A 23,715-nucleotide genomic window follows, 5' to 3' on the forward strand; every position below is an offset into this window, starting at 1 on the left:
CGATATAAAATCCATAAAATGCAAAGAAATCATATTCAAAATGCCGATAAGAAGCATAGTGAGAGCTAGCTTGCCAAGGAGGACGAACATGATTTGCGACAATTGCAGCACCTTTGAACCGATTGAGGACCAGGGGACCATTCATATGAAGCCTGCAAGTGGTGAGCTTATTCAGTTGCTGGCAGTGAACGGCTACACGGTACAAGAGAACAATGAGGGTTGTGCTGTGAACTACAAGGTACGTGCGGACCTGATCTCTATGATGAAGTGTCTGCAGCCCCTTCCGCTGAAGATTCGTCAAGAGCTGTCCTTCTGTGTTACCGGTGGAGAAGCTCCGCAAATCCGGCATTCGTGGACCCCTATGCAGAAGTTCGAACTGCAGATGGAGCATTACGATATGGTGAGTATCATTTTACATAAGCAGTTTACGAGCTACATGCAGCCCATCGTGGATACATCCGAGCAGATCGTGGCCTACGAATTTCTCCTTCGTCCGGTAGAGTGGGGAGCCAGATTCCAGCCGTATGAGCTGTTTGAGACAGCCCGTAAAACCGGATTGCATGCATTTCTGGACCGGGCAGCACGAACCAGTGCCATTGAGACCAGTGCCGAGTGGCTTCCTATCGGCGTGAAGCGATTCGTGAACTTCCTGCCATCCTCCATATATGATGCGGAGATGTGTCTAAGCCACACCTTTAATACCATAGACAGGCTCCATCTGGATCCGAGGGATTTCGTATTTGAGGTCGTGGAAACCGAGAAGATTGATGATGTTAAGCATTTGCAATCGATTTTCGAGGTTTATCGCAGTCATGGAATCTCGGTAGCCATGGATGACGTCGGCGCAGGGTATTCCACATTGGAACAGATGATTAAGCTTAAGCCGGATTATGTAAAGATCGACCGGAGTCTGATCGACCATTGCGATCGTAATCCCGCCCAGCAGAAGCAGCTCAAAATGATCACCAACATGGCTCATGATTTTGGGGCCATGGTGCTGGCTGAAGGCATTGAGAGACGGGAGGAGTTTCATTTTTGCCGAGAAATCGGGATCGAGCTCTCGCAGGGGTATTTGTTTGGGAAGCCATCTGAACGGCCTCCGCGTGACCTCATTCTCAACTAATCTATTCATAGCATACATAATCGGCAATTCCCCCGCCATCTTGATGCGGAGCTTTGGCATCTGATTGCCGCAGCCTTTGGCTGAGTTCAGACAATACAGATGCTTGGCATGGATGAAGACGGGTCCTTCAAGAAGGAGTAATGATGATGTCTGAAGGCCCGTTTTCTGTAAAAACAAGAGCCCTGGAGTGTTCTCCAGGGCTCTTGTTTTTATATAGTTCGGGGTAGCCATTGATTGAACAAGTTTGCTTGTTATCTTGCGGCTGTTACCTCTCCAAATCCGTTGATACTGTATTCCTTGCCATTCACGTTCAGGACAGCCGGCGTATCCGTTTCGTTCACGATGATGGTTTCCTTGCCTTTGACGTTGACCTTCAGGCGGGACCCGCGGAACATCACTTTGAAGGAGAAGGAAGACCAGTGGCCTGGAATGAATGGATTCAAATGCAATACACCATCCTTCACACGCAAGCCGCCGAAGCCATGCACAACGGACATCCAGGTTCCCGCCATGCTGGTTGTATGACAGCCGTCCTCGGTATCGTTGTTGTAGTTGTCCAGATCCAGGCGAGATGTACGGAGGTACATCTCGTACGCCTTCTCCTGGTACCCAAGCTCGCACGCGAGAATGGAGTGTACGCATGGCGAGAGGGAGGACTCATGTACCGTGAACGGTTCATAGAAGTCGAAGTTGCGTTTTTTCGTAGCCAAGTCGTACTGATCGCCAAGGAAGAACAATCCTTGCAGCACGTCAGCCTGCTTAATGTATACCGAACGCAGAATGCGGTCCCAGGACCAGTTCTGATTCAGGGGCAGGTGGGCTGGGTCCAATTGCTTCACCGGAACAAGCTCCTTGTTGAGGAATCCGTCCTGCTGCAGGAATACGCCGAGCTCCTCATCTATCGGGTAGTACATTTTGCTGATGATATCCTGCCATTTGGTTGTCTCGACATCCTGCAGCGCAAGCTTCGCCGTAAGCTCGGCATAGCGGGAATTCTCGTTCTCTTTCAAATATTCGAGCACGTCGAGCGTGTATTCCATCGTCCAGCTGGCAATCCGGTTTGTGTACCAGTTGTTGTTCACGTTGTTCTCATACTCGTTCGGACCGGTAACGCCGAGCATCATATACTGATCCTTCGCTGGCACGTAATTCACGCGCTCTTCCCAGAAACGGGAGATTTCCACGAGCACTTCCAGACCGTATTGGCCGAGGTAAGAGAAGTCGCCGGTATAGTTGACATAGTTGTAGATGGCATAGGCAATCGCCCCGTTACGGTGAATTTCCTCAAAGGTAATCTCCCACTCGTTATGACACTCTTCGCCGTTCATCGTCACCATAGGATAGAGAGCGCCTTTGGTAAAGCCGAGCTTCTTGGCGTTTTCCTTCGCTTTTTCCAGGTGCTTATAACGATAAATCAGCAAGTTGCGCGAGATGCTGGCATCCGCGGTGCTCAAGTAGAACGGCAGGCAATACGCCTCGGTATCCCAGTAGGTACTGCCGCCGTATTTTTCCCCGGTGAAGCCCTTCGGCCCGATATTCAGGCGGTCGTCTTCGCCGCTGTAGGTTTGGTTCAGTTGGAAGATGTTAAAGCGGATCGCTTGTTGGGCTGCTACATCGCCTTCAATGACGATATCACTTTCCTTCCATTTATCGCCCCATGCATCGGCCTGCTCCTTCAGCAGCAACTCAAATCCGGTCCGGGCCGCCGGCTCCAGCACAGCACGTGCAGCATCCACCAATTCGCCGAATCCATGATTGCGGGAAGTAACATTAGCCACATATTTATAGATGGCGATGACTTCACCTTCAGACACGGGTATGCCTACGCGGTTCCCCGCATATTTCTCTTTCTCCACCAGTTCCGCTTGAAGTTCCAGCTTCTCGCCGTTCTTTAAAATCGCATAAGACATGACGGAGGTTACATGGAAATCGAGCTTCTTGGTTTTTACAGTCAATGCGGCCGAACCTTGCGCAGCTTCCTTGAATACTTCAAGCCAGAATTTCTCGTCATAGTTGGAGTCCTTGTTCTTCACATCGCCATCGAGATAAGGGGTAATCGTAATCTCACCACTGAAATTGAGTGGGGTAACTGCATAACGGATGGCACCAATCTCATGGCGTACGATGCTGACAAAACGAACAGCTTCAACCTTGAGTTCTTTGCCGTCTTCCATGACAGCGGTGAAACTGCGGGAAAGGAAGCCTTCCTTCATGTTCAGCTCACGCACAAAATCCTTCACCGTGCTCTTGGCTAGATCAAGCGGCGCGCCGTCGATTTCAATGCCGATGCCAATCCAGTTAGTGCTGTTCAGCACTTTGGCGAAATATTCAGGATAACCGTTCTTCCACCAGCCTACACGGGTTTTATCCGGGTAATACACGCCGGCCATATAACTGCCTTGCAGGGAGGAGCCGCTGTAGGATTCCTCGAAGTTGGCGCGCTGGCCCATAAATCCATTCCCGATACTGAAGATACTCTCCGAGATCTCATGCGTGTGAGGATCAAAGCCCTCCTCAATAATTGACCATTCATCAAGCTTTAAATATTGTTTCACAATCATCGGCTCCTTTGTTTTTAGGAAAAATGGTTGCAGATCTATATGGGATGAAACTACCAGATGCCGTAAGCATGTGTACGCATTCGCTTACAACTCCTGTAGACGATCCACTGTGAATCCTTCCAGTGAGGGAAGAACGATGTTGGCCCGCCCTAAGGTTTCAGGGGAACCGATGCCGACGCTGCGCATTCCCGCGCGCGTGGCAGCTTCGATACCGGCTTCAGCATCCTCGAATACGACGCAGGCGTCAGGCCGGGCGCCAAGCTCATGAGCGCCCATCGTAAATACCTCTGGATCTGGTTTCGCTTGGGCAGTCTTCGTTCCATCGATAATGGCGTCGAAGTAAGGCGTGAGGCCGGTATTGTTCAGGATCAGCATGGCGTTTTTGCTGGCGGAGCCCAGCGCAACCTTGATGCCGCGGTCCTTCAGCGCTTGGATAAATTCGAGGGCTCCAGGTAAAATCTCGGATTCATCCATGTTGGAAATATACTCGACATACCAGGCGTTCTTCTTCTCGGCCAGTGCCAGCTTGGCGGCCTCATCCAGCTTCACTCCGCCAACCTCGAGCAGAATATCGAGGGAGGCCATGCGGCTTACTCCCTTCAGCCGTTCATTGTCCTGCTCCGTGAATTCAAAGCCGAGTTCCCCGGCAAGACGCTTCCAGGCAATGTAGTGATACTTGGCGGTATCCACCAGAACGCCGTCAAGATCAAATAAACAAGCGGATATGGATGACATGAACATCCTCCTTAACGAATTAGTGCAAACGTTTGAACCAAGCTGCAAAAATAAAGGAAGCATCACGATGCTTCTTTATTTTGAAATACTTCGTGTATCTTTCGCATTTTGGAAACACATTGTGTATCTTCCGCGATTCGATCCGGACCTTAAGATTTCGGCAGCGAAAACATCGAGGATTCGCGGATCATCAACCGGTGCGGAATGATATAACGGTGCGGCAGTATCGTGTTGTCATCGTTTCGAATGGTCTGGATCAGCGCTTGGGAAGCGGTATAACCCAGGTTATAAATCCCGATGTCCACACTGCTCAGCGGCGGGGTCGATAGTTCGGTCAAAGAGATATTGTTGAAACTGATAATGGATACATCTTCGGGTACCTTATACCCCAGCTCGTGCAGTCCCCGAAGCACGCCGAAAGATACAATATCATCAACAATGACAAGCGCCGTCGGACGTTCAGGCAGGTTCATGAAAAAGGACATGGCGCGATAGCCGCTCTCCTGAAGGAACTCGCCTTCCACAATCCACTCTTTTCTCATCTCCAGACCCGCATCGGCAAGCGCTTTGCCATAGCCTTTCATCCGGTCCTGAGATACGATCAGGTTTGGCGGGCCGCTGACAAAGCCAATCCGTTGATGTCCAAGGGAGATTAGATGCTTGGTTGCATCATAGGCAGCCTGCACATTATCGGTATCGACGGATAACAGATCCGGGTATTTCTCGCTCCGGCCGACAAGCACGAACGGATAGTTGTTGGACTTGAGAAAATCAACCACCTTATCGTCCTGCCTGGAGTATAGCAAAATGGCGCCGTCGACGCGGCGACCGTTAAGCAGCCGGGATACGGCTTCGACCTCTTCCTTCTCGTTGCCGCCCGAACTGAGAACGACGTCGTATCCGGAGCGGTTCGCTTGGGTGACGATACCGCGGATCAGTTCCATGAAGAATAAGTTGAGGAACAATTCCTCCGCAGGTTTCGGCAGAATGACACATATGCTTTCCGTCGTTTTGGAAACAAGGCTCTTGGCCATAATATTGGGATGGTAGCCCATTTCCTCCATGATCTCTTTCACCTTACGCGAGGTTTCGCGGCTGATTCTAGGATGATTGGAAAGCACCCGCGAGACGGTGGAGGGGGATACGCCCGCTCGTTTTGCGACATCTTTAATCGTTACAGACATAATAGGACCTCCAGTGGAACCGTTTGCGTTTTTTTGAAAATAAGAAAGCGACTACTGGAGTTCTCTCTTGCTTCAGAAGAGTAACTTCCGCTAATCGCGGACCGTTCTGCTTTATTTAATTGTGGGTCTGTCAGGCCCTGAGTATACATGATACCTATTGATCTAAAGCCATATTGATCCTGTAAGTTAAACGGTTTCACACTGCTATATTAACGTTAATCGATAGGCTTGTAAATACGTATCCAAGTCAGTCCAGCGCAATTATTTCACAAATGCATCAAAAAAGAAGCAAGGGTTAGAAAACTGGAGAAAGGCCGGTATTATGGCCAGAAAAGTCCGGAAAACAACTTAAAACGGCATTGTGCAAACGATTTAACAAAACAAAGAAGTGAGTTATGATATGGATGGATAAAAATGGGCCACCTATCGGAAGAACAAGATGGAATTCAAGTTGTACCACGAAATGTAACCGTTTTACTGGAAAACACTAGTGGCTTTAAATACAAACGTTTGCGCTTTCTCGGAATGCTGTAGAGATATGAAGAGATACATTTGAATACATAAATGCAGTAACTGGATGAACTTCTGCTGCTGCAGCGAACAGGAGGTAAATAATGTGATACGTTTTACATGGGGAAAACGCAGAGCTCTGCCTATATGGCTTGCCGCCATTACGCTTACCGGAAGTCTGCTGGCAGGCTGTAGCGGTACAGCGGCTCCACCGCAAGAGGAGGCCAAGCCGCCAGCGGCGCCGGAAACGAAAGAGTCGGATCCGAAAGCGCCTGCAACAGTGGAGACAGGGGAGGTGGATGAGCAGCCCTCCGACGTCTATTATGAAATTTTCGTGCGCTCATTCTATGATTCCGATGGGGATGGGATCGGTGATTTACAAGGCGTCATTGAGAAGCTGGATTATCTAAATGACGGAAATCCGGACACTACTGACGATCTTGGCGTGACGGGGATTTGGTTGATGCCGATCAATCCTTCGCCAAGCTATCACGGCTATGACGTGACCGACTATCGTTCCATCCATCCGGAGTACGGGACGCTTGATGACTTCAAGACGCTGCTTGCTGAAGCGGATAAGCGCGGGATCAAAATTATTATGGATTTGGTAGTCAATCACACAAGCACGGAGCATGCCTGGTTTAAGCAGGCTGCGAAAGACAAAGCTTCGGCGACCCGCGATTGGTACATCTGGGCCGAGGATCGAGGGAAGACCCCTTCGGGGGCCAGCGCGGCCGGCAGCGGCTCGCCTTGGCATGAGATGAACGGTGCCCATTACATGGGCACGTTCTGGGGGGGAATGCCCGATCTAAACTTCGATCATCCCAAGGTCCGCGAGGAGATGAAGGATATCGGGAAGTTCTGGCTGGAGCTCGGTGTCGATGGATTCCGGATCGATGCAGCCAAACATATTTATGAGGATCTGATGTCCGATAAGGGCGAGGCAACCACGGCCAAGAATACGGCCTGGTGGCAGGAATTCCGCGCCAGCATGAATGAGGTGAACCCGGACGCTTATATCGTAGGTGAGATTTGGGATAATTCCGCAGCGGTCATTGCCCCGTATCTCGATAAAGCGTTTGATTCCGGGTTCAATTTTAGCCTGGGCGAGAGCATCATCGGTGCTGCGATGAACGAGACGGATAACAACCTGGCCTTCACCCTGGAGCGGACTTATGGTTTGTTCAGCCAGGTATCAGGCGGCCAGTTTACGGATGCCGCATTCTTGACGAATCATGACATGAACCGTGTCATGTCGCAGCTGAAGGGCGATGAGAACCACGCCAAGATGGCCGCCGGCATTCTGTTGACCATGCCGGGCAATCCATTTATCTATTACGGAGAAGAGATCGGGATGAAGGGAGCGAAGCCGGACGAACAAATCCGCGAGCCGATGATCTGGTCCAATACGGGCAGCGATAAGGGTCAGGCGACCTGGGAGCCGCTTAAGCATAACCGGGGCGATCAGGTACAGGGCGTGGAGCAACAGACGGGCGACCCGGATTCTCTGTTATCCCGGTACCGCACGTTGATCCGCTGGCGGAATGATATGCCTGCGCTGAACAGCGGCACGATCGAATCCTATGCTTCCGGCAATGGGCAGGTGATGGCTTATATCCGCCGTACCCAGGACAACAAAGCCCTTGTTGTCCATAACCTGTCAGGCGAAGAGCAGACGGTCGATTTGGCGGCAAAGAGCGGGGAATCGCCATTCCAATCCTTGTCGAAAACAACGGATGATAGAGCGACAATAAACGGCAGCAGCTTAACGTTGCCGCCTTATACGACCGTCATATTGGAGTAGGTCGCAGCTTGTCTATTGCAGTGGAACACCCAAAGACCCCGAGCCCCTTGGAAGGAGGTGTGCTCGGGGTCTTTTTGACCGTTAGGATGCCCTCCGCATGAGCCTGGAAGGCGTAAATGTCTAGGCTTGAAACTGCCGTAAATATCTGGCTGTTAGGGAATTCGGGTTCTTCAGCAGATCGTCCGGTTTGCCAGAGAACAGGATATTCCCGCCGTCTTGCCCCGCGCCGGGTCCCATGTCAATAATCCAATCGGCCTGGCTGATGATATCCAGATTATGCTCGATCACAATGACCGTGCTGTTCAGACGGACAAGGCGGTTGATGATGGACATTAGCCGCTCGCAATCGGACAGATGGAGCCCGGTCGAGGGTTCGTCCAGTACATAAATTTCACCTTTCTTATCAAGCTCGGCCGCCAGCTTCACCCGCTGCCGTTCCCCTCCCGATAGCGTGCTTAAGGGCTGACCGAGCGTCAAGTAGCCCAGTCCAACATGCTGAATGCGCTGAAGCGCGGCCACGATTCCTTGTTCCGTGAAATAATCCAGCGCTTCGTCGGTGGTCATGGCGAGCACGTCATTGATGTTTTTACCGCGAAGTTGATAGCGCAGAACGTCATCATGAAAGCGGCGGCCTCGGCAGGCTTCGCAAACGGTAACCAGGCTGTCCATAAAAGCCAGATCCATCGTAATCGTGCCGGAGCCGTTGCACACCGGACAAGCCCCCTTGGCATTAAAGCTGAACAGGGATGGGCTTACCTGATTCTCGTCGGCGAACAGCTTGCGAATGGCATCAAAAATGCCGGTAAACGTAGCGATATTGGAGCGGTTGGATGCCTGAATCATGTCCTGATTAATAATGATGGCCTCCGGATAAACGTTTGGCAGCACCTGGTTAATGAGCGTGCTTTTGCCTGACCCGGCAACGCCTGTTACCACCGTCAGCACCCCGGCTGGAATGCTCACAGACACCTGCTTCAGATTGTGAAGGGAGGCGTCCTCAATGTGCAGCCATCCGGCCGGCTCCCGGACCGAGGACTTTAACCGGGCGCGTTGACTGAGATATTTACCTGTCAGTGTGTTGGCGTGCTGCAACCCTTCCGGATCCCCCTCATACACGATCGTACCGCCAGCGGAGCCGGCTCGGGGTCCCATATCTACAATATGATCCGCAATCCGGATGACGTCGGGATCATGCTCCACGATGATGACCGTGTTTCCCTTATCCCGAAGCTGTCGCAGCAGGCGGTTCATGTTGTGCACATCGTGCGGATGCAGGCCGATGCTGGGCTCGTCAAAAATATACGTTAAATCCGTCAAGCTGCTCCCCAGCTGGCGGACCATTTTGATGCGCTGGGACTCGCCGCCGGACAGGGTTGCGGTTTCCCGGTCCATCGTCAGGTAGCCGATCCCGACCAGAAGCAGCTGCTCCAGCCGAGTTATGCAGGTTTCCACGATGGTTGCTGCCGCGGGATCCTGGATTGTGTGCAAAAAGGCGATCAACTCATTGACCTGCATCCGTGCACAGTCGGCGATGGAGGTTCCGTTGATTTTGCAGGAGAGCACCTCCTGATTCAGTCTTCCGCCGTGGCATAACGGGCAGGCGGTCTCGGCCACCACTTGATCGATGGCTTCCCTATATGTCCTCGCATCCCGTGAATCCTTGCTCAGGAATGTCCGCTCGAATCGGGGGATAATGCCTTCATAATACGAGGTGGGCGGCCATTCCTCCGTCGGGTTCGGCGGTTTAAAGCCGGTTTTGTACAGCAGCGTGTCCCATTCTTCCTCGGTGTAATCCTTCAGCTTCTTATCATTATCAAATAGGCCTGTGGCGACATAACGCTTCCAGCGGAACTCCCCCGGACGGAATGTCGGGAACCGGATGGGGCCTTCGTTCAGCGATTTCTCCTTATCGATCAAGTTCTCGATCCGAAAGCTGTTCACTTTGCCCAGTCCCTCGCAATGAGGGCACATGCCTTGCGGGTTGTTAAAGGAAAATACGTCCGAATATCCGACGAAGGGCCGGCCGATCCGGGAGAATAACAAGCGCAGCAAGGAATGGATATCGGTGATGGTTCCAACGGTTGAACGGGCATTGCCGCCGATTCTTTTCTGATTGACGACGATGGCCACCGACAGGTTCTCAACCGAATCGACCTCCGGCTGCCCATAATGCGGGAGGCGATGACGGATAAAACTGGAATACGTCTCATTCAACTGACGCTGGGATTCCGCGGCAATCGTATCGAAAACCATGGCGGATTTGCCGGAACCGGACACGCCGGTGAATACCGTGATTTGTTTTTTGGGAATGGTCAGGCTCACGTTACGCAGGTTTTTGTTTCGGGCACCGTTTACCTTGATGAACTGTTCCATGTGGTTGCTCATCATGAGGGCTCCTTTCTTGTATCGTTTTGACCTGGACACAGCAATAGCATATCTTATAAACATGACAATTCTTGTCTAGTTATTGCTTGTGAGGTGGGTATTATGTCAAAAGCGAAACAGCTTATGGATGTCATCATGTATGCCAATGCCAAAAGGAGTTTTACCGCTCAGGAAGTGGCCGATGAATTCGGCGTTTCCGTTCGCACGGCGCACCGATATCTTACCGAAATCAGCGATATGGGCGTTCCCTTATATACGGAGCAAGGTCGGCACGGGGGATACCGTACATTGAAAAGTCGCGTTCTTCCGCCGATCTTATTCGATGAAGATGAAGTGTTTGCTATATTTTTTGCCTTTCAAGCCTTGAAGCGTTATACCTCGTTACCGTTTGAGCTGAATATCGACTCCGCCTCCCGCAAGCTGCTGGCCGGATTTCCGGAGGATACCAAAATGATGATCAGCCGTCTGGAATCGGTGCTGACGTTCTGGAGTCCAAGCAGAAACGCAGGGTCCCCTTATCTAAAAGATGTCATTGAAGCCGCTCTTCATCAGCGGGCTGTACGGATCAGCTATCGTTCCAAATCGGGCACGAGCGACCGGGAAGTGCTGCCGATCGGCGTTTATGCCCAGGATGGTTTATGGTATATGCCCGCGGTGGAACGCGAGAAGGAGGGTGTGCGTGTGTTCCGCATGGACCGGATGGAATCCTTAGCCCTAACCGATCACACCTATGAGGTGGACTTTAGCATGCAAGAATGGCTCGAGGACTATCCCATTCGGGAGCCGGTTCGATTATATGCCGAGCTGACAAGAGAAGGGGCGAGACAGTGCGAGAGCATTCCGTGGCTGGAGAACGAGGTGGTCATGCAAGATGAACACCGGGGCATTGTGGACACCATCGTAGATCGTAATGATTTTGAATATGTCGCTCAGGTCTTCCTGCGTTTGGGTATGGAGGCGAAAGTCATTGAACCTCAGGAGATCGTGGATATGCTGAGGGAGAAGGCAAGGAAGCTGAGCCTGCATTACGGAGTGGCGGATACATAGGTGCCAGGGTCACCTAAGGGCCGTAAGATCAAGTGGCGTGAAATGTTTGGAGGGAGATTCAGAGAAGGTTGATGAAGGATCAAGGTAGGTTAGCGAATCAGATGCCTGCACGCTTGGTATCCCATGATACAATGACAAATGATGGATCAATATATACATAAATAGATACGGGCGTTTTTTTTCCCTTAAAGGATCTAGGGAACCCTTCACAGGGGATATGAATATTGGCACGAGAAAGGAAGATGGATCATGAGCGCATGCATTCTATATATCGAGGACGACCGGGAGATCGGCGGGTGGGTCAGTGAATTTCTCAGGGATAAGGGCTATGAGGTGCGGTGGCTGCTGACTGGAGAGAAGGCCGTAGAGGAAGCGGCTCCGTGTGCGGTCGTTGTTCTGGATGTCATGCTCCCGGGGCTTGACGGTTTTACAATAGGGCAGCGCCTCAAAAAAGCCTATCCTGGACTGCCTATCCTGATGCTGTCGGCCCGCACCTCTATTGACGATAAGCTGCAGGGGCTTGAGTTTGCCGATGATTACTTAACGAAGCCTTTTCACCCGGACGAGCTGGCTGCCCGTCTGGAGGTGCTTCTGCGCCGGTCTGTCGTGAAATCAGCGGAGCCCATGAGAGTAAAGCACTTATCCGTATATGAAGCCGAGAATCGGATCGTGAACGAAGATACCGGCGAGGAGACGCTGCTGACCGGCAAGCAGTATCAAATCTTTATGTACCTGCTCCAGCACCAGGGGCGTGTCATGACTAAGGAGCAAATTTACGAATCGGTTTGGGGAGAGTCTTATATCGAGGGGGACAAGACGCTCATGGTCCATATCCGGTATCTGCGCGAGAAGCTGGAACGGGATCCCGCCAACCCGGAGATTATTGAGACGGTTCGCGGGCTTGGTTATCGGGTGAGAGCATGAGATGGAGAAGGAAGCAGGGCAGGTTCCGCAATTCGTTGACCAACCGCTATCTGCTGTTAATCTCAATGGCGATGATCTTCATGCCGATCATGTTTCCGTTAGCGTCGATTTTTTACTGGTTCGTGAATGATACGTTCTCGGATCGGCCGCCGGCCCCTGTCGGGAAGTATACCAGCGGTGCCGTGTTAGAGAAAATGTGGCATGCGGAAGCAGCCGGATTAAGCGGAGCCTCACCGAAGGTTATTGAGCAGAAGCTGAATTCGATACGGCAGGAGTATCCGGAAATCTCCATGTTCTGGGTGGACGGCAGCAATGAGACCAGGCTGCAGCTGCCTGTACAGTCTAACATTCCCGAGGTATGGAGCGCGCTTTATACCGTGCAGTTTATGAAAAACTCCTTGGATAGCGACCCGTTCACATCCGTCGCTTTTATCGGGGGAGAGGGATCGGGAGAAGGCTTTATGGTCATGCAGCTGCCGAGAAAATATATCAGCGTCCAGCAGCCCATTGCCAGTGAAACGGCGCTGTACGGCCTGTTCATGGCCTTGATGTCCGGCCTGTTCATTCTGGTCTCCTGGCTGTTCTTTGTGCGTATCCGCAAGCGGCTGCTGCGACTTCGCTTTGCCATGACGTCACCTCATACGGTGACAGGCATTCCGCAGCCGGTTACCTTAACCAAGCATGACGAGATTGGGCAGCTGGAGGCGGGCTATAACGATATGGTCATCCAATTAGAGGAAGGTCAGCGCCGCCAGCGCGAGGAAGAGGAGCTGCGCAAGTCGCTGATTGCCAATCTATCTCATGATCTAAGAACCCCCTTGACGGTGATTCGAAGCCATATTTTCTCCATGGAGCGGGAGCCGCTGAGCGAGAAGGGGAAGGCATCGTTGTCCCTCATCGAATCGAAAATTGCGGATTTAGGCGGTCTGATCGACAACCTGTTGTCCTACAACCTGCTCACCAGCGGCAGAGTGCAGCTGAACATGGAGCCGACCGACGTTCTGCGAATCGTCAAGGAAAGCGCAGCGGCCTGGTACCCCGTATGGGAGAAGGCGGGGATCGAACCCGATATCCAGGTGCGTGACGAACCGCTGAGTTGGAACGTGGACGTGCTGTGGTTCCGAAGGCTTCTTGATAATCTGTTCCAAAATGTCGTCCGCCATGCCAAATCCGGGAAGTACATCGGAATACACACCGAGGAGAGAGAAGGGCTTGAGGGCGTGCTTGTCATTTCGGATCACGGACCGGGAATCGAAAGCGACTCCGGCAACAAAGGAACAGGCATCGGCCTGGCCATCGTGGATCACCTGACAAGGGAAATGGGACTTGGATGCCATGTGGAAAGCTCGGATGAGGGGACGAGGATCTGCATCTGGAAGCGGTGAAGAATCAAGGGCTGGGTTATCAAACATTATCTCTGGGATGGTTGAGGTCTAGATATATAAAAAGAGGAACCGGCATTTATAACGGTTCCTCTTTTTTGCTGTCTATAACAGAGACGGGGCACCCTCCCTGTAGGGCGTCCTCATACAATTGTTTTGCTCGAGTTTCACGAGCTCGTCAGGTGAACTGGGTTCATAAGAAAGGCAGGTTACAGTTGCTAGACTGCCTCTTGAACTCATGCAGATACACCAGCGGAGGGGACGGAATCGTTGCTGGAGAAGCGAAGCGTTCGCCTTTAAAACCGGGAAACCACCGCTGGGCAAATTCCAGTTTCCCGGTTTTAACAGCGATCGGAGGAACGATCCGGCCACGCAGCGCCTTAGCTGCACGAACTCACTCTATGAGTCTGCCAGCTTTTTTAAAGAAAATTTAAACTTGAGGTCGACCGGCATTTAACCTTGGAGATGTAGGATTTATACCTGAGGTGATGAACGTGACGGAACTCGTCATTCAAACAAAAGGCTTATATAAAATATACAAAAAGCGCGCAGCCGTTGTGGATTTGAATCTGGAGATCGCCCGCGGCGACATTTATGGCTTCCTCGGACCGAACGGTGCCGGGAAAACAACGACCATCCGCATGCTGCTCGGACTTATTCAACCAACGCGTGGCGCGATTCATTTGTTCGGCAAGGATTTGAAAAGCGAAAAAATGGACATTTTGCGCCGGACCGGATCGCTCGTGGAATACCCATCCTATTACGGCCATTTAACGGCCATAGAGAACCTGGAAGCCATTCGCCGGATTACCGGCGGGCCGAAGTCCCGCATCTCGGAAGTGCTGGAGATCGTCTCCTTGACGAAGGAAGCCAAGCGTCCGGTCAAGGGGTACTCCCTTGGGATGAAGCAGCGGCTTGGCATTGCAGCCGCCTTGCTGAACAATCCGGAGCTGCTCATTCTGGACGAGCCGACCAACGGTCTGGATCCATCCGGTATTCATGAAATCCGGGAGCTGATCAAGAATATGCCGCGCCAATACGGAATAACCGTGCTGGTATCCAGTCACCTGCTGGGTGAGGTTGAGCAGATGGCCGATAAAGTCGGCATCATCCGTGAGGGACGCATGGTGTTCCAGGATACGATCAGCAACCTGGTATCCACGGCGTCCAGCGGCTTCCGTCTATCGGTGTCCGAGCCGGAGTTAGCGCTCGGATTGGCGCTGGACCTGGGCTGTGAAGGAGTTCTGCGGAACCAGATGCTGGAGCTGGAAAGCATGCAGGACGCCAAGATCGCGCTGCTCGTGAAGCGGCTGGTGGAGAATCAGCATGCGGTGTACCGAGTGGAAGAACAGCGGAAGTCGCTCGAGGATATCTTCATGCAGATCGTAGGGGAGGGAAGCCGGGTATGATGTTCCGTGCGCTTTCCGCCGATTGGCTGAAAATCCGGGGCAAAGGCATTTGGTTTCTCGCTGCGCTCGGTCCCATCGGGCTGGCAGCGATGCAAGGGCTGAACTTCGGACTTCGCTATGATTACCTGATGAAATCCTACGCGGCTGATCCGTGGGGCGGGTTGCTGGAGAACGTACTGTTTTTCGTGCCGATTGCCCTTTTCCTTGGGATTACACTGGTCTGCTCGCTGATGGCCAACGTGGAGCATCAGCTGAGCTCGTGGAAACAGCTGCTCGCATTGCCTATTTCCAGAACGGCGGTATTCAGTGCCAAGTTCGTTCAGGCCTTCCTGATTCTATGCGTATCCTGTCTTCTTCTGTCGATCAGTACCGCCGTGCTCGGCATCATACTGGGGATGGGCGCAGATCAAATGCCGTATCTAGATCTGCTGCGCATCGGTTTTGTGCAATTAATTGCTGCGCTTCCCATGCTGGCCTTTCAGCTGTGGCTCTCATTGACGCTCAAGAACCAGGGGATCGCTGTCGGAATAGGTGTTACCGCCTCCGTTGTATCGATGTTTGCCCTGCAATTCCCCGATTGGATGCCGCTAAAGTGGCCGCTTTTGGCTTATTTGGGGCCGGGGGAAGTCAAGGTCATCGGAGCAGGTTTGCTGCTGGGCGCGGTGATAACGTGCCTTGGCCTGATTCATTTTAACCGAAAGGATGTGGACTAAGATGGCATCCTGTATAAGAGCGGTGTCCGCAGAGTGGCTTAAGCTGTCAAAATCCAAATTGTGGCCGCAGATTTTCCTGTGTACGATCCTGGTCATGCTGGTGGGCATATTAAATGGAAAGCCTGAGGAGCTGGCGCCATGGGAGCATTTGATCAGCATTATGATCATCCTGCATGCGATGCTGCTGCTCCCGATTCTGACGGGGATTTTTAGTGCCATGGTGTGCCGGTATGAGCATACGGGCGGGGGGTGGAAGCAGCTGCTCGTCCTGCCGGTTTCACGCGGCGCCGTCTATTTTGCGAAATTCTCGGTGGTGGCCATGCTGCTCGCCGTGGTGCAGTTATTATTCATGGGAGCCGTCCTGGGAGCAGGTTTGATCCATAAGGTGGAAACTCCAATTCCGTGGGAAATGCTGCTGCGCTGCGTGCTGGGCGGATGGGTTGCCTGTTTGCCGCTGGCCGCGCTGCAGCTTGGAGTTTCCACAGCCTGGAGCAGCTTTGCTGCTCCGCTGGCATTGAATGTGGTCTTTACTATACCGAACATGCTGATAGCCAACTCGCAGACATATGCCCCTTACTATCCGTGGACACAGCCGTTTCTTGCGATGATGCCGGCGGGTCAAGCCGATTTCGGTGCATTCAACCTGCCGTTCGAGAGCCTCATGACCGTCGTGGTTGGCGGGTTTCTACTGTTCTTTCTCGCGGGCTTCATCTATTTTCAGCGGAAAGAAGTGTAATCCAGAACGAGAAAATCCGTGTTTTCATGTAAAAAAAGCTGCCCAGGGCCCTTACGGCCTGCTGGAGCAGCTCTTTTTCTGTGTTTTCTTAAGTGTGACGAACCCGTGGTTACGTTACTGAGGCAATTCTACCCACGTATATGGCGTGTCGGCTGCCTTTAATCCATACTCGATAATCGTGATGACAGCAATAGTTTCCGCTGAGTTGACGGCTGGCTTGCCCGATTCGAAGAAGTTCACCAGATTCTCAATGAACAAGGCGAAGAAATTCGAATTGGCGGTGACCTGCTTGAACCCCCCGGCGTCATTCTTTATCCCTAAGGTAAACGGGCAGTTCTCCCCAAGATGATTCACGGTGGCTTGACGCCCATCCCCAAAATCGATCAGCAGGGCGGGGGAGTCAGGCGTTCCGATGTACATCACCCGCTTCGGGCTGGCCCCCATCAGGCTAACGATCGGCTCGATCTGGTGGATCGAGTAATTGGCGAATCCACCGGGGCCCCAGCTGCTGATGGTTTGGATATCGCTCCGGTCCAGCTCCGTATATTCGCTCGCAAAACGAAGGGCCGACGTTGAATACATCGGCGTTCCATGCTGTGCCGCCAGATCGAACAGGCGGATAGCCGTGTCCCGGTCAGACGCGAACGTTTTATCAATATAGGTTGGTTTGCCGGATTGCAGCGGAAGCTGGGACAGCTCCTCATGGAATTCCGGGTTATCCGGGGACAGCACGATCAGGTAATCGCTGCGCTCCACCACGTCTTCGATCGTGGGCAGCAGCTCAATTCCATTCTCCTTGCTCCAGGCTTCGTTAGTGAGCCCGTTCTCTTTGTCTCTTTTGCCGTAGGCGTACACGACCTTCATGGCACTTTCCGTAGCCTGTTCAATCCAGCCAGGATATTTATTCGCATGGAATTGGTCCAGATGCAGGTCGATGAATCCGATTTTTTTCATGATAAAAGGTCCTCCCTGGCGTTCAAACTATAGGTTAAAGGCTGTTCTGGGCAACGGGCTGCAGCGAAACCTCTGCGCCTTGGTCGGACGAGTCGTAAATCGCCTGGATGATCTGGGAGGAGAGGATGACCGTATCGATATGCGAAGGCTGCTTCTCCCCGGTTTGAATGCAGCGGATGAATCCGTCGATTTCATTCTGGAACATGCTGCCGAGATTGAATTTCGGCGTGGTTTCGATCAATGCGCCGTCCTCCGTAGTGTAGAAGGTGAAGTCTGAGCCGTACTTCAGCCGGATGCCGCCTTTGTCGCCGAGGAAGTCGATGAACATTTCTTCGGCGCCGATATTTTGCGCCCATGCACCGTTCAGGGAAATGGTCGGGCCTTCGGTGCGGACGAGAGCCGTGACAAAATCATCGACGTCATATGTGCCGTCATATTTCGGTGGACCTGCCCACATGTTGAGGAAGGTGTAATTCTCCATATCTTTGCCCAGCTTGCAGTAGGCCTGCCCGGAGACGGTCTTCGGTTTCGGATCGCCCGTGCAGTACATCACGACATCGAGGAAGTGAACGCCCCAATCGATCAGCGCGCCGCCGCCGGCGATGGCCTTGGTCGTGAAGGCGCCGCCGAGTCCCGGGATCGAGCGGTGGGAACGGAAGCTGGCATATACGTGATACAGCTCGCCAAGATCGCCGTTTTGGATCATTTTTCTGATTCTGTTTACGCTTTCATTGTAGCGGTTGACCACCCCGATATTAAGCGTCTTGCCCGTTTCGTGCTGAACCTTCTGCATTTCCAGCGCTTCCGGGTAGGTGCGGGCGGCCGGCTTTTCGCATAATACATGCTTGCCTGCGCGTAAACAATCGATGGCGATGGAGGCATGGACGTCATTCGGCGTACAGATGGATACGGCATCGACCTCAGGATCATTCAGAATTTGTTGGTAATCCTCAATGGCTTGACCGCATTCGTATTTGGCGACGGCGGTTTCGGCCCGGTCCTTGACGATATCGCAAAAGTATTTGATCTCGGCGTCTTCGTTGGCCATATAGGCGGGAATATGGGCACTGTTCGCAATCGTGCCGCAGCCAATTACGGCAATTGTAATTTTGTTCATCGGTTCTCCTCCAAAGTCGTGGATTGATGATGCAGGGATTACATGAGCCTGACACTTGATTCTTCGTTATTGCTTGCCCCGAGTATAGCATGGGAACGATCGCTTCGATTTCACTATCGTGTTTATTTATTGGATTATCGTACCGGGGTGTTAGTCCACCGTTTTAAAAGCATTCTTTTTATAGTATGCGGGAGTCGTCCCCGTATATTTCTTAAAAATGCGGCAGAAGTAGGGAAGCTCGTTAAATCCGACCTTGAAGCACACGTCGGTTACCGTGAGTTCAGGCTCCGTGAGCAGCCGCATGGCCATCCGTATCCGGTAGTTGGCCAAGTATTGGCTGAAAGTCCGGCCTGTAACCTCCTTGAATCGGCGGCAAAAATTAGTCCGGGACATCATCGTCCGGGCACACAGATTCTCCAGCCATAGGGGCTGGTCGTAATGGTCATGAATATACTGGACTGATTCCAGGATGGGCTCCCGGTACTGGTCGCTACCGGCGGTGATCGATGTATGCTTCCCTTGCTCGGCATACTCGCGGTTCACGATCGCCAGCAGCTTCAGCAGATTGGCTTTCAGCAAAATATCAAAGAATGGGCCCCGGCTTCCGTATTCGGCCAGCATTTCGGTTAGGAGCTCCTTCACGGCGAGGTCGCTGCTGCCGGTCAAGGTAATTTTGAACGGTACGTTATCCTCGGTCGTAACAAAAGACTTGATGAAGGAAAGGTCGAACAGCTGCGTCTCGGTCGGCGTCTCATTCAGTCGTTCATTAATGAAGGCCGGCATGAATTCGCACCCCAGCACCTCCAGCTCTTTGCCCGGTATCATCTCCACGCGATGGACGCTATAGGGAGGAAGCACGAATATGTTGCCTTGGACCATCCGGTATTTTTGACCATAGAGCGTATGGATGAATTCACCTTTGCTGACATACCAGATCTGAAGATAATCGTGCATATGGTCGGACAAACTCCCGAACTTTTCGGTAATTCGGTACACTTTGCAGGGCAGGCCATTCGTCATTTCCAGCTCCGATGTAAAGTAGGCGATTCCTCTTCGGGTACACTCGGCGATATCCGGTGCCAACCAGTGAATAGCCATGATTCATTACCTCCTCATGCGCGTGTTGATCCTGTTATTAACAGCATAACTGATTAAGGACATGAAGGAAGTGAAAAATTGAAAAAGTTAATCGAATTCAAGGCGTTCAGGGAGAGAGACGGGAGGGGACGGTACGTTGTATTAGGCTAGGCTCATTTCTAAAGATCAAATCCTCTTTCGCGTGCGAAGATCAAGTTTCGTGTTGCAAAGAGCCGAGGCGTCCTGAAACACAGGTGCACAACCTCGGCTCTTTTTTGTTACGGGCAAAACTCCTTCAGCATCTGCTCCTTCACTTCATCAATGGGGAAGTGCTGGGGATACGTGGATATCATCAGCATAATCCCCTGCAGAGTAGAAGAAAAGTACAAGGAGCGCTTGTGCGGCTCGGGAACTCCGAGGCTTTCGAATATACGGCATTGAATCTCAAACTGTCGTGCAGCCTCTTCCACAAGACGCCTGCTGTAGGGGAACAACTCTTGATCCGCTTCGGGTTGGGTTTGAAGATGCAAGTAAAACCGGAATACTTCCGGCTGCTGATAGACGTTGTCGATGGCTTGCTCCAGAATAAATTTCAGCTGCTCTGCAGGTGCTTGGAGTGAAGCGGCATTCTCTATGACTTCCGCAACGCCTGCGATTCGCTCCTCAACCATGGCGGCCAGTAGCCCTTCCTTGCCTGAAAAATAGTTATAAAGCAGCCCTTTGGATATCCCGGCTTGCTTGGCTACATCACTAATGGAAGTGGCATGGTAGCCCTGATGGATAAACAAATCCATGGCGGCTTCTAAAATTTTGTCTTTTGCTATCTGGCGTATGCGCTCGTTCTCGCTGGGTGTGCGTGGCATGAAATCTTCATTCCTTCACAAATTTAGTGATATGGCGGGATAACTCCTCCGGATGCGTTAATGTGACCATGTGATCCGCTCCCGCGATGGTGGCAAAATCAATGCTCGGAACCCTCCGAAATTGTTCTCCTACCTGCTGGTTATCAGGCAGTTCATGATCTCCTATGATAAACAGCGTTTTGGCCGAGATATCCTGTAATCGCTCCATCGCCGGCGGCTCCGGCCAAATCGAGTCAAAGGTAGACCAGGTAAACGTGCGTTCAAAATGGTGCCGAAGCATATGGATCATAAGCTCCCGCTCGGGACGGTTTCTTGTAATTTCATAAGAGGGCGGCTCTATGCACAGCTCGATCATTTTCTCGATGTCAGGGGCAGCAGCGCTTACCCGGTGCATGTAAGTTTGCATTTCCTCAGAATAAGGAAAACCGGACAGGGCTGATGCAATGACAATCAGTTCCGATACTCTTTCAGAGGTTGTTCAAAAAGTCCGCTTTTGATCACGAAGAGAATCAGGAAGCAGCTCGGCATCGAATCTTGAATTCAGCCGGGCCTTCCGGTGCTCACGTACCCAAAACGTACGCTCCGCTCCTGACGTCCCTAGTTTCATCCAACCTTCTCGGTGCTGAAAACCGACCTTTTTGAACACGCATTTTCAGGATAATGGATCGCGAACTCCGTGGCAATCCGGCCGCCCATAGAATGTCCGATAACCGCAGCTTGCGAAATATTCAGATAATCAAGAAGAGACAACAGATCTTCAACATAGTTTGGCGGCTGAACGGGAGAGGGAGATCGTCCGGCTCCGCGGCCGTCAAAGGCAATCACGTAAAAGTTCTCGGATAAGAGAGGGACAAGATAGCCCCAATCCCGCATATCCGCTCCACCGCTGTGAACAAGTACGACAGGCTTACCGTTGCCGTGAACTTCGTAGTGCAGATCCAATTGAAAACCTCCATTCGATATCCAAGCATTTTGCATGGGTTGATGAGTTCATTTTAATATTCAATGAACGATCGGTCAATGAAAAGGTAAGGTCGAATCTTGAGATGCTTTTCGGAGCTGGGATCGTACGTGAATTTCGCTGTGAATTAATTCACTAATGTTAATTGTGAATTATGTTACAATCAAAAAAATAAACTTAGCGGATTAGGAGGAACGGACAATGGCTCGTTATTTTAACGGTAAAGAAGTGGAACTGTTGGCTCCTGCCGGAACATTCGAGATATTCAAAACCGTCATTGACGCAAACTGCGATGCCGTATATTTCGGGGGACCATCGCTAAATATGCGCATGATGCGCAAGGGCTATAACTTAAGTTATGAGGAAGTCAGAGAAGCTGTTCAATTGGCCCATGAGCGCGGTAAACGCGCCTACATTACAGTGAACAACCTGATGGATGAAGAGGACCTGGAGGAAGCGAAGCGTTACTTCGCCTTTTTGAACGAGGTTGGCCCGGATGCTATTATTGCGCAGGATCTGGCCGTGTTTCCCCTGATTCAAGAGATGAACTATACGAATATTCCGGTTCACTCCTCGGTCATGATGAACGTGCACAATCTGGAGATGATTGAAGCCGTCAAAGCATTGGGCGTTTCCCGTATCGTGGCTTCCCGCGAGATGGACCTGAAAACGGCGGAGGTGCTGCACGCTAAGAGCGGCATGGAGTTCGAGTACTTCGTGCACGGCGATATGTGCACCGTTCACGGTGCGAACTGCCTGTACAGCTCCATGCTGTTTGGCAACAGCTCGAACCGGGGACGATGCATGAAGCCTTGCCGCTGGGATTATCGGGTGAAAAAAGATGGATACCTCTATCCTACCGAGTACCCGCTTGCTGCAAAAGATATGTATATGTACGAGCATATTCCGGAGCTGGTCAAGTCCGGCATTACCAGCTTCAAAATTGAAGGACGCATGAGAGATACCGAATTTTTGCTGATGGTTGTTAATGCTTACGGAGATGCGATCGATCGTTACATTGCGGATCCGATAGGCTTTAACCGCGAAGCCGGGGCAGATACGCTGCATAAAAACCGGAAACGTGATTTCACGACAGCTTATGCTTTTGGCAAGCCGGGACTGGATTTCATCAATCACCGTTATGAAGGAACAGGCAAGTTTTACAGTACGGGAAAGGTGTTCAGCACACCTACCGCGGAACGCGAGATGAAGGAGGAACGGGTGCTTCAGGTGAAGGAATCGCTGCATCAAGCGAAGCGGGAGCAGCCGATCACGTCGATTCCGCAAATTACGGTCCATGTCAACACGGTAGAGCAGGCCCGTGCGGCAATCGAAGAAGGGGCGAACGTCATCTACCTGACAGGTGACGTGTTCCAACCGGATCTTCCATTCGGCCGTGAAGATATCGAAGCTTTGACGGCGGATAAAGGGAACACCGAAATTATTCTTGGCATGCCCCGCATGATGAATGAGCTTCATATGGAGCAGTATTATCAATTCCTCAGCGCAGGCAAGAAGCATAACCATTATGGTCTGGACGGCTTGCTTGCATCCAACATCGGTGCCATGCACAAGTTTCAATCCCTAGGGCTGCCGATGATTGCCGATTTCAGCCTGAATATATACAACCATATGGCGGCTTCGTTCTATCAGAAGCATTTTGGCATATCCAGAATCAATCCGTCGCTTGAGCTTCAGCTCCATGATTTAACGAAATTGCTGCGTCATCCGGAAATTCCAATCGAGTTCATCGTTCATGGCTCGCCAATCGTCATGTATCTTGAGCATGACTTATACGCCAATGCGGCCGAGTTCGAGCCTATTGCGGAAGAGGATAACAAGTTTGTGGATAACCGTCATCTCGTGCTGCTGACGGACAAAGGGGAGAACCCCGTATACCGGGATGCCTCGGGGCGTAACCACTTGGCACTGTCGAAAGAGCTGTGCAATATGCCGTTCTTGAAGGAGCTGCACGAAGCTGGCGTGAATCATTTCCGCATTGAAGGAAAGACGTATACGACGGAGCAGCTTCGCGGCCTGGTGCGGATATATCGCCAAGCTGCCCTGAATCTGGATTCATGCAGCAGGCTGTATGCAGACATGACACCGATCTATGCCGGTTATACACTGGGTTCGCTCCAATTCGGCCATGCCTTGCAGCTTGAACTCACGGAAGTATGAGATGAGCCTCGGAATCGAACATGAAGATTAACCTGGTGTGAGACTCAAT

At 51.8% G+C, this 23,715-nt stretch carries 18 protein-coding genes and 1 pseudogene; 9 read left to right on the top strand and 10 right to left on the bottom strand.

Annotation, left to right across the window (positions count from 1 at the left end; translation table 11 throughout):
• Window positions 1-88 precede the first annotated feature (88 nt).
• Window positions 89-1,123, top strand: coding sequence for an EAL domain-containing protein (locus MKY48_RS03225; RefSeq protein ID WP_076322295.1), 1,035 nt, complete (start codon window positions 89-91; stop codon window positions 1,121-1,123).
• A gap of 251 nt (window positions 1,124-1,374) precedes the next feature.
• Here the strand turns inward: MKY48_RS03225 and MKY48_RS03230 are convergent, their stop codons facing one another.
• The 3 genes from MKY48_RS03230 to MKY48_RS03240 all read right to left on the bottom strand — a co-directional run bounded on the left by MKY48_RS03230 (window position 1,375) and on the right by MKY48_RS03240 (window position 5,603).
• The gene (locus MKY48_RS03230) at window positions 1,375-3,678 is read right to left on the bottom strand and encodes a glycoside hydrolase family 65 protein (protein WP_339269993.1); all 2,304 of its coding nucleotides are present in this window, start codon (window positions 3,676-3,678) and stop codon (window positions 1,375-1,377) included.
• A 90-nt stretch (window positions 3,679-3,768) separates the two neighbouring features.
• Entirely contained in the window at window positions 3,769-4,419 is a 651-nt protein-coding gene (gene pgmB, locus MKY48_RS03235; RefSeq protein ID WP_339269995.1) for a beta-phosphoglucomutase, read from the bottom strand.
• Window positions 4,420-4,568: 149 nt separating this feature from the next.
• Window positions 4,569-5,603 carry a LacI family DNA-binding transcriptional regulator gene (locus MKY48_RS03240; protein WP_076322293.1) on the bottom strand — a complete coding sequence of 345 codons (1,035 nt, stop codon included), beginning with the start codon at window positions 5,601-5,603 and terminating at the stop codon, window positions 4,569-4,571.
• Between the two features lie 616 nt (window positions 5,604-6,219).
• On the opposite strand from MKY48_RS03240, the gene MKY48_RS03245 reads away from it, so the two are divergent.
• Complete coding sequence (locus MKY48_RS03245; RefSeq protein WP_339269997.1) at window positions 6,220-7,917, top strand: alpha-amylase family glycosyl hydrolase; 1,698 nt, start codon at window positions 6,220-6,222, stop codon at window positions 7,915-7,917.
• Window positions 7,918-8,037: 120 nt separating this feature from the next.
• Here the strand turns inward: MKY48_RS03245 and MKY48_RS03250 are convergent, their stop codons facing one another.
• Window positions 8,038-10,302: an excinuclease ABC subunit UvrA gene (locus MKY48_RS03250; protein ID WP_339269998.1), complete on the bottom strand. Its 2,265-nt coding sequence runs from the start codon at window positions 10,300-10,302 to the stop codon at window positions 8,038-8,040.
• A 102-nt stretch (window positions 10,303-10,404) separates the two neighbouring features.
• Between MKY48_RS03250 and MKY48_RS03255 the strand changes: the two genes are divergently transcribed.
• From MKY48_RS03255 to MKY48_RS03280, 6 genes are all read left to right on the top strand, one after another.
• On the top strand, window positions 10,405-11,349 hold the full coding sequence (locus MKY48_RS03255; RefSeq protein WP_339292287.1) for a YafY family protein: 945 nt from the start codon (window positions 10,405-10,407) through the stop codon (window positions 11,347-11,349).
• Window positions 11,350-11,598: 249 nt separating this feature from the next.
• Window positions 11,599-12,273, top strand: a complete 675-nt coding sequence (locus tag MKY48_RS03260) for a response regulator transcription factor (RefSeq protein WP_339270002.1) — start codon at window positions 11,599-11,601, stop codon at window positions 12,271-12,273.
• Complete coding sequence (locus MKY48_RS03265; RefSeq protein ID WP_339292288.1) at window positions 12,270-13,658, top strand: HAMP domain-containing sensor histidine kinase; 1,389 nt, start codon at window positions 12,270-12,272, stop codon at window positions 13,656-13,658. The genes MKY48_RS03260 and MKY48_RS03265 overlap by 4 nt, the downstream gene beginning before the upstream one ends.
• Before the next feature lie 491 nt (window positions 13,659-14,149).
• A complete protein-coding gene (locus MKY48_RS03270) occupies window positions 14,150-15,064 on the top strand; it encodes an ABC transporter ATP-binding protein (protein WP_339273380.1) in 915 nt (304 codons plus the stop codon).
• Window positions 15,061-15,777, top strand: coding sequence for an ABC transporter permease (locus MKY48_RS03275; protein ID WP_076322287.1), 717 nt, complete (start codon window positions 15,061-15,063; stop codon window positions 15,775-15,777). The genes MKY48_RS03270 and MKY48_RS03275 overlap by 4 nt, the downstream gene beginning before the upstream one ends.
• Window position 15,778: 1 nt before the next feature.
• On the top strand, window positions 15,779-16,513 hold the full coding sequence (locus MKY48_RS03280) for an ABC transporter permease (protein ID WP_339292289.1): 735 nt from the start codon (window positions 15,779-15,781) through the stop codon (window positions 16,511-16,513).
• 114 nt (window positions 16,514-16,627) lie between these two features.
• Here MKY48_RS03280 and MKY48_RS03285 read toward each other — a convergent pair whose 3' ends face one another.
• The 6 genes and pseudogenes from MKY48_RS03285 to MKY48_RS03310 form a co-directional block, all read right to left on the bottom strand.
• Entirely contained in the window at window positions 16,628-17,467 is an 840-nt protein-coding gene (locus MKY48_RS03285) for a hypothetical protein (protein ID WP_339292290.1), read from the bottom strand.
• A 34-nt stretch (window positions 17,468-17,501) separates the two neighbouring features.
• Window positions 17,502-18,584, bottom strand: coding sequence for a Gfo/Idh/MocA family oxidoreductase (locus tag MKY48_RS03290; RefSeq protein ID WP_076322284.1), 1,083 nt, complete (start codon window positions 18,582-18,584; stop codon window positions 17,502-17,504).
• Window positions 18,585-18,734: 150 nt separating this feature from the next.
• Window positions 18,735-19,682 (bottom strand): AraC family transcriptional regulator, encoded by a 948-nt coding sequence (locus MKY48_RS03295; protein ID WP_339270014.1) that lies wholly within the window; start codon window positions 19,680-19,682, stop codon window positions 18,735-18,737.
• Window positions 19,683-19,939: 257 nt separating this feature from the next.
• Entirely contained in the window at window positions 19,940-20,524 is a 585-nt protein-coding gene (locus MKY48_RS03300) for a TetR/AcrR family transcriptional regulator (RefSeq protein ID WP_076322282.1), read from the bottom strand.
• A 7-nt stretch (window positions 20,525-20,531) separates the two neighbouring features.
• The gene (locus MKY48_RS03305; RefSeq protein ID WP_339270016.1) at window positions 20,532-20,918 is read right to left on the bottom strand and encodes a hypothetical protein; all 387 of its coding nucleotides are present in this window, start codon (window positions 20,916-20,918) and stop codon (window positions 20,532-20,534) included.
• A gap of 257 nt (window positions 20,919-21,175) precedes the next feature.
• Window positions 21,176-21,466: pseudogene (locus MKY48_RS03310) on the bottom strand (alpha/beta hydrolase); the annotation flags it as partial.
• Window positions 21,467-21,686: 220 nt separating this feature from the next.
• On the opposite strand from MKY48_RS03310, the gene MKY48_RS03315 reads away from it, so the two are divergent.
• Window positions 21,687-23,666 (top strand): U32 family peptidase, encoded by a 1,980-nt coding sequence (locus MKY48_RS03315; RefSeq protein WP_339270018.1) that lies wholly within the window; start codon window positions 21,687-21,689, stop codon window positions 23,664-23,666.
• Window positions 23,667-23,715 lie beyond the last annotated feature (49 nt).

The organism is Paenibacillus sp. FSL W8-0187, from assembly GCF_037969755.1.
Lineage (GTDB): Bacteria > Bacillota > Bacilli > Paenibacillales > Paenibacillaceae > Paenibacillus_AQ.